At 66.9% G+C, this 15,203-nt stretch carries 8 protein-coding genes; 6 read left to right on the forward strand and 2 right to left on the reverse strand.

Translation table 11 applies throughout. From position 1 onward, the window contains the following. Positions 1–87 precede the first annotated feature (87 nt). Together ACFWVD_RS20980 and gltB are read right to left on the reverse strand one after the other, a co-directional pair. Entirely contained in the window at positions 88–1,560 is a 1,473-nt protein-coding gene (locus ACFWVD_RS20980) for a glutamate synthase subunit beta (RefSeq protein ID WP_379245218.1), read from the reverse strand. Next, complete coding sequence (gene gltB / locus ACFWVD_RS20985; protein WP_379245220.1) at positions 1,553–6,220, reverse strand: glutamate synthase large subunit; 4,668 nt, start codon at positions 6,218–6,220, stop codon at positions 1,553–1,555. The genes ACFWVD_RS20980 and gltB overlap by 8 nt, the downstream gene beginning before the upstream one ends. Positions 6,221–7,130: 910 nt before the next feature. Between gltB and ACFWVD_RS20990 the strand changes: the two genes are divergently transcribed. The 6 genes from ACFWVD_RS20990 to ACFWVD_RS21015 all read left to right on the forward strand — a co-directional run bounded on the left by ACFWVD_RS20990 (position 7,131) and on the right by ACFWVD_RS21015 (position 15,037). Then, entirely contained in the window at positions 7,131–8,915 is a 1,785-nt protein-coding gene (locus tag ACFWVD_RS20990; RefSeq protein WP_379245222.1) for a DUF4407 domain-containing protein, read from the forward strand. Between the two features lie 163 nt (positions 8,916–9,078). Beyond that, positions 9,079–10,644 carry an adenylate/guanylate cyclase domain-containing protein gene (locus tag ACFWVD_RS20995; protein ID WP_379245224.1) on the forward strand — a complete coding sequence of 522 codons (1,566 nt, stop codon included), beginning with the start codon at positions 9,079–9,081 and terminating at the stop codon, positions 10,642–10,644. 212 nt (positions 10,645–10,856) lie between these two features. Continuing rightward, the gene (locus tag ACFWVD_RS21000; protein WP_379245226.1) at positions 10,857–11,741 is read left to right on the forward strand and encodes a hypothetical protein; all 885 of its coding nucleotides are present in this window, start codon (positions 10,857–10,859) and stop codon (positions 11,739–11,741) included. Beyond that, positions 11,738–12,763 carry a DUF4129 domain-containing protein gene (locus ACFWVD_RS21005; RefSeq protein WP_379245228.1) on the forward strand — a complete coding sequence of 342 codons (1,026 nt, stop codon included), beginning with the start codon at positions 11,738–11,740 and terminating at the stop codon, positions 12,761–12,763. The genes ACFWVD_RS21000 and ACFWVD_RS21005 overlap by 4 nt, the downstream gene beginning before the upstream one ends. After that, positions 12,760–13,746, forward strand: a complete 987-nt coding sequence (locus ACFWVD_RS21010; RefSeq protein WP_379245230.1) for an AAA family ATPase — start codon at positions 12,760–12,762, stop codon at positions 13,744–13,746. Before ACFWVD_RS21005 ends, ACFWVD_RS21010 begins: the two co-directional genes overlap by 4 nt. A gap of 4 nt (positions 13,747–13,750) precedes the next feature. After that, on the forward strand, positions 13,751–15,037 hold the full coding sequence (locus ACFWVD_RS21015) for a DUF58 domain-containing protein (RefSeq protein WP_379245232.1): 1,287 nt from the start codon (positions 13,751–13,753) through the stop codon (positions 15,035–15,037). Positions 15,038–15,203: the final 166 nt, after the last annotated feature.

Consider the following 15,203-nt stretch of genomic DNA (forward strand, 5'->3'; position numbering starts at 1 on the left):
CTGAGAGGGTAAAAGTAGCCCTCGAAGGTGCCATCACGACAAGCGCCCGCGGACTCGGAAGTCCGCGGGCGCCTTCGGGTTCAGCGGTTAGCGCTGGGCGACAGCCGTCGGGGGGATCGGCGCGGGCAGCGCGGTTTCGCCCTCGAGGAACTTGTCGACTGCCGAGGCGGCGGCGCGGCCTTCGGCGATGGCCCACACGATCAGGGACTGGCCGCGGCCCATGTCGCCGGCGACGAACACGCCGGGGATGTTGGTGGCCCAGTTCTTGTCGCGCTGGACGTTGCCGCGGCCGTCGTAGCCGACGCCGAGGTCGGTGAGCAGGCCGGGCTTCTGGGGGCCGACGAAGCCCATGGAGAGCAGGACCAGGTCGGCCTCGAGGGTGAAGTCGGTGCCTTCGACCTTCTCGAAACGACCGTTGGACATCTTGACCTCGTGGGCCTCGAGCCCGGTGACCTTGCCGTCCTTGCCCACGAAACGCTCGGTGTTCACCGAGAACAGGCGTTCACCGCCCTCCTCGTGTGCCGAGGCGACGCGGTACATCAGCGGGTAGGTCGGCCACGGGGTCGAGCCCGCGCGCTCCTCGGGAGGACGCGGCATGATCTCGAACTGGTGGACCGACTCGGCGCCGTGGCGGTGCGAGGTGCCCAGGCAGTCGGCGCCGGTGTCGCCGCCACCGATGATGATGACCTTCTTGCCCTTGGCGTGGATCGGGGGCAGGCCTTCTTCGTCGGCGATGTCGTCACCGAGCTGGACCCGGTTGGACAGCGGCAGGAACTCCATCGCCTGGTGGATGCCGTCGAGCTCACGCCCGGGGATCGGCAGGTCGCGGGCGATGGTGGCGCCACCGGCCAGCACGATCGCGTCGAAACGCTCACGCAGCTGCTCGGCGGTGATGTCGACACCGACATTGACGCCGGTCTTGAAGATGGTGCCTTCGGCCTCCATCTGGGCCAGACGACGGTCGATGACCGACTTCTCCATCTTGAATTCCGGGATGCCGTAGCGCATCAGGCCGCCGATGCGGTCGTCGCGCTCGAACACGGTCACGGTGTGACCGGCGCGAGTCAGCTGCTGGGCGGCGGCCAGACCGGCCGGACCCGAACCGACGACGGCGATCTTCTTGCCGGTCAGGCGGGTCGGGTACACCGGGGTGACCCAGCCTTCGTCGAAGGCGTTCTCGATGAGTTCGACCTCGACCTGCTTGATGGTGACCGGCTGCTGGTTGATGCCCAGCACGCAGGACGCCTCACACGGGGCGGGGCACAACCGACCGGTGAACTCCGGGAAGTTGTTGGTGGCGTGCAGGCGGTCGATGCCTTCGCGCCACGCACCCTTGTACACCAGGTCGTTCCACTCGGGAATCAGGTTCCCCAGCGGACAACCCTGGTGGCAGAAGGGAATTCCGCAGTCCATGCAACGGCTGGCCTGGGTCTGCAGGGTCTGCTTGGTGAAGGACTCGGTCTCGTAGACCTCTTTCCAGTCCATCAGTCGCAGATCGACCGGACGACGGGCCGGGGTTTCCCGCGAGGTGTGCTTCAAAAAACCTTGTGGGTCAGCCACGAGCCGCCTCCATGATCGCGGTGTCGACATCCTTGCCGGCCTTTTCGGCCTCGGAGATGGCGAGCAGAACCTTCTTGTATTCGCGGGGCATGACCTTCACGAAATGGTTCACCTGCTGGGACCAGTCGCTCAGGATGCGTTCGGCCACAGCCGATCCCGTTTCGTCACGGTGGGTGGTGATGATGTCGCGCAGCCAGGTGAAGTCGTCACCGGACAGCTGCTCGATCGCATCGACCTGATCCGGGTTGACCCGACCGGGCAGCTTGCCCTCCGGGTCGTAGATGTAGGCCACACCACCGGACATGCCGGCACCGAGGTTGCGGCCGGTGTCACCGAGGATGACCACGCGGCCACCGGTCATGTACTCGAGCGCGTGGTCGCCCACACCCTCCACGACCGCGGTGGCACCGGAGTTACGCACGCCGAAGCGTTCGCCCGCGACACCGTTGATCAGGATGCGACCGCTGGTGGCGCCGAACATGATCACGTTGCCCGCGATGATGTTGTCTTCGGCGACAAAGCTTTCCGGTGCGTCGGTCGACGGACGGACCACGATGCGGCCACCCGACAGACCCTTGCCGACGTAGTCGTTCGCGTCACCGAACACGCGCAGCGTGATGCCGGCCGGGACGAACGCGCCGAAGCTGTTGCCCGCCGAACCGGTGAAGGTGATGTCGATGGTGTCGTCGGGCAGGCCCGCGCCACCGTAGAGCTTGGTCACCTCGTGGCCGAGCATGGTGCCGACCGTGCGGTTGACGTTGGTGATCTTGGATTCGATCTTCACGACCTGGCCACGCTCGAGCGCCGGGGCGCTCTGCGCGATCAGTTCGTTGTCCAGCGCCTTGTCCAGCCCGTGGTCCTGGGTGGTGGTGCACCGGGTGTCCTGGTTCATGAACGCCGTTTCCGGCATGTCCAGGATCGGCGACAGGTCCAGCTTGGCGGCCTTGTAGTGCTGCTTGGCGGCGGCGGTGTCGAGCAGGTCGACGCGGCCGACGGCCTCGTCGAGCGTGCGGAAACCGAGCTCGGCGAGCAGCTCACGGACCTCTTCGGCGATGAACATCATGAAGTTCTCGACGAATTCCGGCTTGCCGGTGAAACGCTCACGCAGAACGGGGTTCTGGGTGGCGATGCCGACGGGGCAGGTGTCGAGGTGGCACACGCGCATCATGACGCAACCCGAGACGACCAGGGGCGCGGTCGCGAAACCGAACTCCTCGGCGCCGAGCAGGGCGGCGATCATCACGTCGCGACCGGTCTTCATCTGACCGTCGACCTGGACCACGATGCGGTCACGCAGGCCGTTGAGCAGCAGCGTCTGCTGGGTCTCGGCCAGGCCGAGCTCCCAGGGACCACCGGCGTGCTTCAGCGAGGTCAGCGGCGAGGCACCGGTGCCGCCGTCGTGGCCCGAGATGAGCACGACGTCGGCGTGTGCCTTGGACACACCGGTGGCGACCGTGCCGACACCCGGCTCCGCGACAAGTTTCACGTGAATCCGAGCCTGCGGGTTCGCGTTCTTCAGGTCGTGGATCAGCTGGGCCAGATCCTCGATCGAGTAGATGTCGTGGTGCGGCGGCGGGGAAATGAGCCCCACGCCCGGCGTGGAGTGCCGCACCTCGGCGACCCACGGGTACACCTTGTGCGCGGGCAGCTGGCCGCCCTCGCCCGGCTTGGCACCCTGGGCCATCTTGATCTGGATATCGGTGGCGTTGGTCAGGTAGTGCGCGGTGACGCCGAAGCGACCCGACGCGACCTGCTTGATCGCCGACCGACGCCAGTCACCGTTCTCCTCGACCTCGAAGCGGGCGGGGCTTTCGCCACCCTCACCGGAGTTCGAGCGAGCGCCGATGCGGTTCATCGCGATCGCGAGGGTCTCGTGCGCCTCGGCCGAAATCGAGCCGTAGCTCATCGCGCCGGTCGAGAAACGCTTGACGATCTCGGACGCGGGCTCGACCTCGTCGATGGAGATCGGCGCGCGCTGACCCGACTTGAACTTGAACAGCCCACGCAGCGCGGCGAGGCGCTCGGACTGATCGTCGACCAGCTTGGTGTACTCCTTGAAGATCGAGTACTGACCGGTGCGAGTCGCGTGCTGCAGCTTGAACACCGTGTCCGGGTTGAACAGGTGGTACTCGCCCTCACGACGCCACTGGTACTCGCCACCGACCTCGAGCTCGCGGTGCGCGCGCTCGTTGCGGTTCTCCAGGAACGCCACGCGGTGGCGGATGGCCACCTCTTCGGCGATCTCGTCGAGACCGATGCCGCCCAGCGGGGAGCGCAGACCGGTGAAGTACTCGTCGACCAGGTCCTGCGCCAGGCCGATGACCTGGTACAGCTGGGCGCCGTTGTAGGAGGCCAGCGTGGAGATGCCCATCTTCGACATCACCTTGAGCACGCCGTTGGAGCCCGCGGTGCAGTAGTTCGAGACCGCCTTGCGGAAGTCGGCGGTGTGGTCGCCGGTCGAGCCGGGCATCTCCAGCGAACCGCGCTCGAGCATGTCCTCGATGGTCTCGAAGGCCATGTACGGGTTGATCGCGGCGGCGCCGAAACCGATCAGCAGGGCCATGTGGTGCACCTCGCGGGCGTCACCGGCCTCCACGACCAGGCCGACCATGGTGCGGGTGCGTTCGCGCACCAGGTGGTGGTGCACCGACGAGGTCAGCAGCAGCGACGGGATCGGCGCCAGCTTCTCGTTGGACTCGCGGTCGGACAGCACGATGATGCGCGCGCCGCCGTCGATGGCCGCCGACACCTGGGTGTTGATGGCCTCGAGTGCCTTGCGCAGACCCTCGCCGCCCTCGGCGACCGGGTACAGACCGCGCACGACCACCGAGCGCAGGCCCGGCTGGCTGCCGTCGTCGTTGATGTGCACGAGCTTGGCCAGCTCGTCGTTGTCGAGAATGGGCTGTTCCAGCGCGATCTGACGACAGGAGTCAGGGCCAGGGTGCAGCAAGTCGGCCTCGGGGCCGAGGTTGCGCTTGAGGCTGGTGACAACCTTTTCGCGGATCGCGTCCAACGGCGGGTTCGTGACCTGCGCGAACAGCTGCGAGAAGTAGTCGAACAGCAGACGCGACCGGTTCGACAGCACCGCGATCGGGGTGTCGGTACCCATCGAGCCCAGCGCCTCGCCGCCGGTCTTGGCCATCGGCGTGATCAGCAGGTTCAGGTCCTCGGTGGTGTAACCGAAGATCTGCTGACGGATCAGCACGCGGTCGTGCGACATGTGCACGTGCGGGCGATCGGGCAGGTCGGCCAGTCGGCTCACGCCCTGGTCCAGCCACTCCTGGTACGGCTCGGCCGCGGCCAGCTCGGACTTGACCTCTTCGTCGGTGACGATGCGGCCCTTTTCGGTGTCGACCAGGAACATCTTGCCCGGCTGCAGGCGGATCTTCTGGACCACGGTGGAGGGGTCGATGTCGAGGACGCCGACCTCGGAGGCCAGCACGACCAGGCCGTCTTCGGTGACCCAGATACGACCCGGGCGCAGACCGTTGCGGTCCAGCACAGCGCCGATCTTGGTGCCATCGGAGAAGCAGACCGCCGCCGGGCCGTCCCACGGCTCCATCAGCATCGAGTGGTACTCGTAGAACGCGCGCCGCTGCGGGTCGAGGTTCTCGTTACGCTCCCACGCCTCGGGGATCATCATCATGATGGCGTGGTGCAGCTCGCGACCGCCCAGGTGCAGCAGTTCCAGCACCTCGTCGAAACGCGCGGTATCGGACGCGCCGGGGGTGCAGACCGGGAAGATCTTCTGCAGACGGTTCTTGCCCGCCTCGTCCTTGCCGAACACATCGCTGCGCAGCAGCGCCTCACGGGCGCGCATCCAGTTCTCGTTACCGGTGACGGTGTTGATCTCACCGTTGTGAGCCACCCGGCGGAACGGGTGCGCCAGCGGCCACGAGGGGAAGGTGTTGGTGGAGAAGCGCGAGTGCACGATGCCCAGTGCGGACTCCACGCGCTCGTCGTGCAGGTCCAGGTAGAACGCGCGCAGCTGCGGCGTGGTGAACATGCCCTTGTAGATGAAGGTCTGGCCGGACAGGCTCGGGAAGTACACCGATTCCTTGCCGACGGTGCCCTCACCGGGACCGGCCTGGCCGAGCTCGTGCTCGATCCGCTTGCGGATCACGTAGGCGCGACGCTCGAGGTCCATGCCCGACAGCTGCTCGGCGGAGTTCTTGGGCGAACCGATGAAGATCTGCCGCAGGGTCGGCATGGCATCGCGCGCCAGTGCGCCCAGCGACGACTCGTCGATGGGGACCTCGCGCCAGCCGAGAACGGCCAGACCCTCTTCGGTGACGATCTTCTCGACGCCGTAGGCGGCACGCGCGGCTTCGCGACGGGCCTGCGGCAGGAAGGCGATACCGGAGGCGTAGGAGCCTTCCGGCGGCAACTCGAAAGTGGCGCCTTCTTCGGCGAGGATCGCACGGAAGAACTTGTCCGGCAGCTGCAGCAGGATGCCCGCGCCGTCGCCGGAGTTCGGCTCGGCACCCGCAGCACCGCGGTGCTCCAGGTTCAGCAGGGCCGTGATGGCCTTGTCGACGATGTCTCGACTGCGCCGTCCGTGCATGTCGGCGACGAACGCGACGCCACAGGCGTCGTGTTCGAATGCCGGATCGTAGAGCCCGGTGACTCCGGGTGACCTGTGGCCAGGAAGTTGCGTCATGCCTCTGCCTTCAAGAAAGTCGGCTGTCGATGTCGGCCACTCAGCGAGCTGAGCGTGGGCCCTTCGTCGTTTCGCCTCCGTCAAGACTGCGTCCGTACGATCCACAAACCAGCGGCGATGATGGTTCGGGGCGTTGACGTAGTTGGGGTGCTCAGAGGTAACGGGATGCTTACTCATCCCTTACCTCTGTGCGGGGTTTCACCCGCTACTCTTGGCCCGGTTTCACCGGCCCTCGATCGGGTGGTTGTGCCGAACATGGGTGCGTTCGGCGTAAGAGCAAACGATAAGTCAGACGGCAGACCCAACCAACTAAGGTTGTGCTAAGTACCCCGTCTAGCTGGGCTTTGTAACGGCCGCTTGCATCGTCGCGCGCGTCGTCCAGTGTAAAGCAGACCGGGGCCTGGATCGATCCCGAACAACCCGCGCTCACCTGCGCGAACACCGTCGACGAGCAGCCTGTGATCAGCCTTCGACCCGAGGCCGAAAGCTCAACTCACCTGCACCGCAGCAGATTTCCCGTTCCTTGACCTGGTCAAACCTGCTATCCCCGCTAACCAGGGGTGTGGGCGGTGAGATATTCCCGACACGGGCCCCGACGAGCACGCCAGTGGGCCGACCGTACGGTCTGTATTGTCGAATGTGCGCCACAGCACACCACTGGCTAACTCTGGGCAGTGTCCTTGGACACAAATTCGGCGCGGGCGGCGGTTCGCCTCGGCTCGCCGGGTGTGACACGCCGAGGTCGTCGCCGAAATGTCGGACGCACGCACCATGCCCGGTTGACATCACTGTGAGGCTGACCACAAGCAGGGCTTCGACGCTCGGTGTGTCGCCTGACGGCCTGTCACGCTGACAGCACGAATCCATGACAGTTTCGCCATGCCTGTGGAGCTCGACCCGGGGAGAATTGATGACCGGCTTACTCACCTGGCTGGGCGGCGGGCTCGCCACGCCCGCGCGTAGGGACCCCGAAACGGGCGCTGACCTGGCCTACAACCATGAACAGAGCCGCTATCTGATCACCGGTGCGGCGGTAGCGCTGTTCGCGGTGATCGCGGGACTGGTGGCGATGGCCGCGCTGCTGGCCGCCTCGAGCGGGGTGGTTCTCGCGGTGCTGTTCGCGCTGGTCGTCGTGGTCGCGGCGGGTGCGCTCGGGCGGGCGTTGGCCACCACGCGTCCCGGTGCCGACGACGATCGGCTCGGTATGGCCGCCCGGATCGGTGTCGGCGTGCTGGCCGGGGCGTTCGTCGCCGAACTGGCCGCCACCGTGCTGCTGGGCGCCACCGTCGACCGGGAACTGGACGTGCGCGCGCACGCCGACGCCGAGAACGCGCCCGCCGTGGTCGCCGCGCGCACCTCGTTCGACCTGGCCACCGCCGACCGCGGGGCGCTCGACCTGAGCATCGCCAAGTCGCAGGCCGAGATCGACCGGTCGCTGGTGATCGCGCGGTGCGAGTTCAACCCGACACCGGAATGCCCGCAGACCAGGATCACCGGCGTACCGGGTCGCGGTCCCGAAGCGCAGACCGCCAACGACATGCTCGACGACGCCCGCAAGCAACTGGCCACCTCACAGAGTCGCATCGAGGGTCTCGACCAGCGGGTTCGCACCGAATCCGCGGCCCTGGCCGCCGCGCGGACCACCGCGTTCGCCGAGGGTGACCGAGGGCTGGGCGCGCGCTGGTTGGCCATGAACAGCTACACCTCGTCGCACGCCGGTGCCGCCGCTTTGCGACTGCTCATTCTTGTCGCCGGGGTCGTGCTCGCCCTGCTGCCGCTGCTGTTGCGCTGGTGGCGCGGGGAAACCTCCCTGGACCGTCGCGTCGACGCCGCCGAGGTCGCGGATCGAGCCCAGCGTGAAGCCGACGCCGCCATCGCGGTGAAACGCGCCGAGGTCCGCACCGAAACCGCGGCGATGCGCGCCGAACACGAGCTCACCGCCGCACAATTGGCCATCGAGGCCGATACCGTGATCGATCGAGAACGTCAGCGCACCAGGATCATCGCCGCGATCGGCGGTTTCGAGCTCGGATTCTCCGAGCCGCATCGAAAGGACGACTCCGTGTCTCTGGAGCCGAACGTGACATCGCAGCTGCCCGCCGGGTACGTCCAGCACGCGCTGCCCACCGGGACCTCGGGGGCGTTGGTGCCCGCGCAGCAGGCCCCTGTTCAGCCGGCGCCCAGTGGCGGCTTGGAGCTGCCGATCATCGGGACGGTGCCGTTCACCGATACCGCCGCGCGGTGGATTCGTCCGCTGGTGCCCGCGTTCGTGGCCAACGCCTTCGACTCGGCCACGCACCCCATGCGGACCGCGCGCCAGGCGTTCGAGGAGGTCGAAGAGGTGACGTTCACGCTGCGGCGCACTCGCAAGGTCACTGTCGATACGCAGGATTCCTCGGCGCCGCAGGCCGTGCCCGCCGGATATCAGCTGCAGGGACAGCCCGTCCAGGGATTCCTGCCGCCCGGCGCCTACCAGCAGCAGCCGTACGCGCAGCAGATCGCCTCGAACGTGGTCGACGCGCCGTCCAGCCGGTTCCATCCGGATCCGCGGCAGTACCAGTCGGCGCCGAACTACTCCGCGCTGCCCGCCGGTCAGGGCAATGGACTGCCCGGTGGACACGGGCACGGCGAGCTGCCCGGCCGCCACGACGAACTGCCCGGCAACGATCCGCGTCAGCTGCCGCCCGCGCGCTGAGTGAACACTTGTACATCGAATAGCTGCGCAGACGCGTTCTCGTGCGGCTGCCCGGTGGATGATCACAAAACCGGTGACTACCAGTTTGTATAGCGGCCCGACGCGGGCAGTGACCTGAGCTACTCTACTGCCGGTACCGGGTAGACCGGTTTACAGTTCGAGGGTGATCAACCGCGATGGACCCGCCGGCGTGAGATCAGCGCCGTGGGGCTCCCCGCTGCTCGGACCGGTCGACGAGAAGTCGATGGCGCGCCGCGTTCGAGTGCAGTTGTTGCTCACCATTCCGCTGATCATCGCCAACCTCATCGGCATCACCATGGTCGTGGTGCTCGCCGGCTTCGTGCTGCCGGGACCCACCGTGTTCACCAGGGAATTGTTGCTGGTCAACACCGTGATCACGCCGGTCTGTGCCGGGCTGGCGCTGGCCGTCGGCACGGTGTGGGGCACGGTGGCCGGGGTGCGATCGATGCGCTGGGCCACCGACACCGAACAGGTGCCGACGCCGCACGAACAGCGCGTCACCGTGTCGGCGCCGCGCTGGATGGTGTTGCAGCAGGCGGTGCTGTGGACATTGACGCTGATCGTGCTCACCGTGATCTACGGCGTGCTCGAACCCGCGCTCATCCCCAAGGTCGTGCTCGCGATCGGCGCCGCCGCCATCGTCGTGTGCGCCAACTCGTACCTGATCATCGAATTCGCCCTGCGCCCCGTCACCGCGCGCGTGCTCGCCGCCGACCCGCACCGCCGTCGCGGCATCGGCGTATTCGGCCGCACCATGCTGTCGTGGCTGGTCGGGGTCGGGGTGCCGGTCGCGCTGTCGATGACGGTTGCGGTGTGGGCACTGGCCGACCCGGCGGTGAGCAAGGCCCGACTCGCGGTCTGCATGCTCAGCCTCGGCGGGTCGGCGCTGCTGTTTGGGTTGATCCTCATGGCCCAGGTCGTCGCCGCCACGGTCGCGCCGATCAAGGGTGTGCGGCAGGCGCTGCGCCGGGTGGAAAACGGTGACCTCGCCGCCGAGATCCCGCTCTACGACGGCACCGAACTGGGCGAACTGCAGAGCGGGTTCAACATGATGGTGCACGGGTTGCGCGAACGAGCCATGATCGAGGACCTGTTCGGCAAGCACGTGGGCCACGACGTGGCGATGGCGGCCATCGCGTCACAGCCGGTACTCGGCGGCACCGAAACCGAGGCCGCGGCGCTGTTCATCGACATCATCGGATCCACGACGATGGCGGCGACACTGCCCGCACCGGAGATCGTGGGGATTTTGAACCGGTTCTTCGACATCGTCGTCGACGAGGTCGAGCGGCATGGGGGGTTGTTGAACAAGTTCGAAGGAGATGCGGCGTTGGCGGTGTTCGGGACGCCTGCACCGTTGGAGGATCTGGCGGGGTCGGCGTTGTCTTGTGGGCGGGCTATTCAGCGGCGGTTGAAGGATGCTTCGGATTTGGATGCGGGGATCGGGGTTGCGGCTGGGCGGGTGGTGGCAGGGAATGTGGGGACGCACAACCGGTACGAGTTCACGGTGATCGGGGATGCGGTGAATGAGGCTGCGCGGCTTTGTGAGTTGTCGAAGCAGTATGAGGGGCGGTTGTTGAGTTCGGCCACGACGTTGGAGGCGGCTGGTGCGGGGGAGGCTGCGCAGTGGGTTTTGGGGGAAGAGGTGACGTTGCGGGGGCGGTTGAAGACGACTCGGGTTGCGTTGCCGAAGCTTTCGGTTCGGTAGGGACTGCCTGGGTGAGACTGGTCCTTGGCTGTGTGCCTTGCTGTGTTTGTTGGAGCGCTGGCGCGCTCGAGTCGGGGCCCTTCGGGCCCCCGATCTTCCCTCCCTCCGGGTACTCCTTCGTCGCACCCTCCACTCAGTCCAGATCGGGGCGGGCCCCTCCGTACGAAAAGACATACGGGGTCTAGGTGGGGCGGGTTGGTTACACTCGGCGCGTGCGTCCCCCCGTCGAAACGGTTGGCGCCGTCGGGGCGGGAATCGATCCGGCGTGCAGGTCTTCATCGCTGCCGCCGACGCCACCCACGGTGCCGGTTCGTCCGCTGCGTTTTCGCGAGTTGCTCGATGAGCCGTTCGCGCTGATCCAGGCCCATCTTCGGGCCTTTGCTGTGCTCGGCGGTGGGGCGCTGGTGGTGGGGGTTCTTGTCGTTCTTGCGTTTACCGGGACGGTTTCGCATCTCACCGATGGGTCTGATGCGGGGACGGGGTGGGCGGCGGTGCTGTCGACTGCTACCTGTGTGTGGGTGGTTCGGCTGGTTTTGCGTGGTGCGACTATCGCGATCGCGTTGGCTGATTTCAAAGGTGTTCGTTATGGGGTGCTCGATGGGTTGCGGGGTGCGAGTCATCATGCGGGGGCGCTGATTTCGGCGCAGATCATGTTCACGCTCAGCGGGGTCGGGGTGTTGCTGTTGGGCAGCATTTTGATCATCACGTATCCGCTTGCGCTGATCTGGCTGTCGAATGTGCGGGCGCGGCGGTTTGTCACCGAACCGGTGATCGTTGCCGAGGGGGTCGGTTTCGGGGTGGGCGTTGGGCGTTCGAAGGAGCTCATGCACGGGGCGGTCTGGTCGACTGCGGGGTTGTGGCTTACTCAGCGGCTTCTTTTCGCGGCGCTTGCTGTGCCCGCGTTCGGGATTCCGTTCTTTCTCACCGATGTCTCCGGTACGCACCGGTGGGCCGTGATCACGTTGCTGGTGGGTGGGTGTCTGCTGGTGGTGATCGTGAGTGAGATCGTCGAGGCGAACAGTCGCGTGCTCTGCTACATCAGTCGACGGTGTGTGCGTGAGGGCTTGGATATCCGGATTCCGGGTGGTCGGCGATGACGAATCCGCCCGATGGGATTCCGCCGCAGCCACGCCTCGGTGCCGCTGCCGAGCATCGTGCCGCTGCCGAAAGTGCTGCTGGCAGACGGGATTACGACCGTGCGTTGCGTGAGCGTTTTCGTGCGGTGTTGCGTGGGCTCGAGCAGGACGGCAGTTTGCCGGTTCGTCGTTCTCGCACGGCGCAGGAAACCGCCGATGACGCGACCACTGCACTGCCGCCCGAGCATTCGGCCGAATTGCACCCGGCCGCACATAGTTTCGATGAAGTCGTCTACGGCGGTCGCGCGGCTACCGAGGACGAATACCGTCGGCTCGAGTACGCCGATCGCTACTCCCAATCCGCGCCACCTCCCGTCCTCGATCCACAAGAGATCGAGGTTGTCGAACGAGAACCCAAGCAGCGCAAGACACTTCCGCCGCTGCCCGCGATTCTGCGCAGCCCGCGATTCTGGGCAGCGCTGGCCGCGGGACTCGCTATCGCCTTGCTGCTCTACGCCACGATGCAGTCCTGCGGCGCCCCTACCGCACCCACACCGCCCGATCTGCCCCCACCACCGGACCCACCCGACAAACCGCCTTCCGATAACGACTTCGACTTCGGGAGCGGCAAAGACTCGATCTTCACCCGGCTGCCGGGGTGGCTCGCGTTCGGTGGGCTGCAGTTCCTGCTCGCGTTCGCCGCGGTGATCTGGTGGCGGGCGCGCAGACGGGGGGCGCTGGTCGGCGAGCCGCGACCGGTCGAGGTGCCCGCCAACGAACTGCTCGCTGGTCAGGCGGGGTTGTACCGCAAGTCCGGTGACGTGGCGCATGTGGCGGGGATCTTGCGGGCGGCGACGCTGCGGCGGATCAAGCCGCGGCTGGGCCGGGAGTTCACCGACGATCAGCTCGTGAATACCGTGGCGGCACGTCTCGACGTACCCGCCACGCAGATCGGCACTGTCCTGTTCGGCGAGGTGCCCGACGAGACGACGCTGAATTACATTGCCGCACACCTCGAATGGATCGAGACGGAGCTCGGATGACCGACAACACAGTCCTGCAGAAACCACCGAGCGCGACCGAAGCCGCGGCGGCGCTGGCCGCGTTGCGCACCGAGATCGGCAAGGCGGTGGTCGGCAACGATCAGGCCGTGCTGTACCTGGTGCTGGCACTGCTGTGCCGCGGCCACGTGCTGCTGGAAGGTGTGCCCGGCGTGGCGAAGACCCTGCTGGTGCGGGCGCTGGCGACCTCGCTGGACCTCGAGCACGCGCGGGTGCAGTTCACCCCGGATCTGATGCCGGGCGACGTCACCGGTTCGCAGATCTACGACCCGCATTCGGCGGAGTTCACCTTCCGCAAGGGTCCGGTGTTCACCAACCTGCTGCTGGCCGACGAGATCAACCGCACGCCACCGAAAACCCAGTCGTCGCTGCTGGAGTCGATGGAGGAGCGCCAGGTTTCGGTCGACGGCCAGCCGCGCCCGCTGCCCGATCCGTTCGTGGTGATCGCCACCCAGAACCCGATCGAGCAGGAGGGCACGTACCCGCTGCCCGAGGCGCAGCTGGACCGATTCCTGTTCAAGGTCGATATCAGGCTGCCCGACCGCGACGACGAGTTCCGCATCCTGCAGCGGCACGCCGCCGGCTTCGACCCGCGCGATCTCGGCGCGGCGGGGCTGCGTCCGGTGGCCGGGCCCGAGCACATCGCGGCGGCGCGCGCGGCGGTCGGACAGGTGACGGTGAGCCCGGAGGTGCTGGCCTACATCGTGGACCTGTGCCGCGCGACCCGCTCCTCCCCCGCCGTCGCGCACGGTGCGTCCACGCGTGGCGCGACCGCGCTGCTGGCCGCCGCGCGCGCCTACGCCTGGCTCAACGGTCGCGCGTATGTGACGCCCGATGACGTGAAAACCGTTGCGATGGCAGTGCTTCGGCATCGTCTGCAGTTGCGGCCGGAGGCGGAGCTGGACGGGGTGAGCACCGAGGGTGTGCTCTCGTCGTTGCTGGTCTCGGTGCCGGTTCCGGTCTAGCGACGTGGTGGTCACAGGCCGGTTCGCGCTGCTCGCCACGGTCGCGGCGGCGGTGGTGATGTTCGTGGTGCCGACAGCTGTGGGTGTGCTGGCCGCGTGCGCGGTGCTGGTGACGGTGCTGCTGGTCGACATCGCGTTGACCGCGCGGGCCGATGCGTTGTCGGTGACCCGCGAGCCGTTGACGGTGGTGCGGTTGGGTCGCAGCGCCGAGGTGGAGTTGGCGGTCACCAATGTCGGTACGGGCACTGTACGCGGCACGTTGTGGGATTCATGGCCCGATAGTGCGCGTGCCGAACTGCGCGGTCATCACCTGGACCTGGCGCCGCATACGCGAATCCGGTTGCGTACCAAGCTGACTCCCACCTACCGCGGCGATCGCGTCGCGGGTCCGGTGACGGTGCGGCTGCTCGGACCGCTCGGACTGGCGGGCCGACAGAGCCGTATCGATGTGCCCGCTCGCGTGCGCGCGCTGCCCGCGTTCCGCAGTGAGAAGCTGCTGCGTTCGAAGGTGAAGCGGCTGCACCATCTCGAGGGCCGCAACGTCGCCAATACGCGCGGGCAGGGCACCGAGTTCGATTCGTTCCGCGAGTACGTGGCGGGCGATGACGTGCGCAGTATCGACTGGCGGGCCACCGCGCGGGCGAATGACGTGCTGGTGCGCACGTGGCGGCCCGAACGCAACAGGCACATGCTGATGGTGGTGGATACCGGGCGGGCCAGTGCGGGCCGGGTCGGCGAGGGCACGCGCCTCGACAGTGCGATCGAGGCGGCGCTGCTGCTGGGTGGATTGGCTGCCGCGGCGGGCGACACCGTCGACCTGTTGGCCTATGACCAACAGGTGCGCGCGGAAGTCAGTGGCGTGGGCGGCAATCAGCTGCCGTTGAAACTTATGCACACCCTCGCGGGCGTTACTCCACAGCTGCTGGACACCGATACGACCGGCCTTGTGCGTACGGTGATTTCGCGGGTTCGCAGGCGGGCGTTGATCGTGTGGTTCACCAGTCTGGACGGGCCGACCGTCACCGAACATCTGCTGCCCGCGCTGCCGACTTTGACCCGACGGCACCGGGTGCTGATCGTGTCGGTCACCGACCCGGAAATCGCCGCGGCGGCGGGCGATAGGACCGCGGTGTACTCCGCGGCGGCCGCGGAAACCGTGTTGGCCGAGCGTGCTGTGGTGCAGGAATCGCTGCGTCGGCGCGGGGTGGCGGTGGTGGCCGCGGCCCCCGATCAGCTGCCAGAGGCGCTGGCCGACGAGTACCTCGAACTGAAGCAGTCCGGCTCGCTGTAGGGCTGTGCACAACGCGAATTGTGCACAGCCACACCACATTGTGGATAACGGGAGTTTCCACCGGTACTCACAGCTCATCCACCGGTTCGCTAACAGATTCATCCACAGGGGGATTCGTGCACAGGCGCGTTCGAACACACCCGAATTCATCCACAGGTGATTCATC

It is taken from the genome of Nocardia sp. NPDC058666, from assembly GCF_042714895.1.
Classification (GTDB): Bacteria; Actinomycetota; Actinomycetes; order Mycobacteriales; family Mycobacteriaceae; genus Nocardia.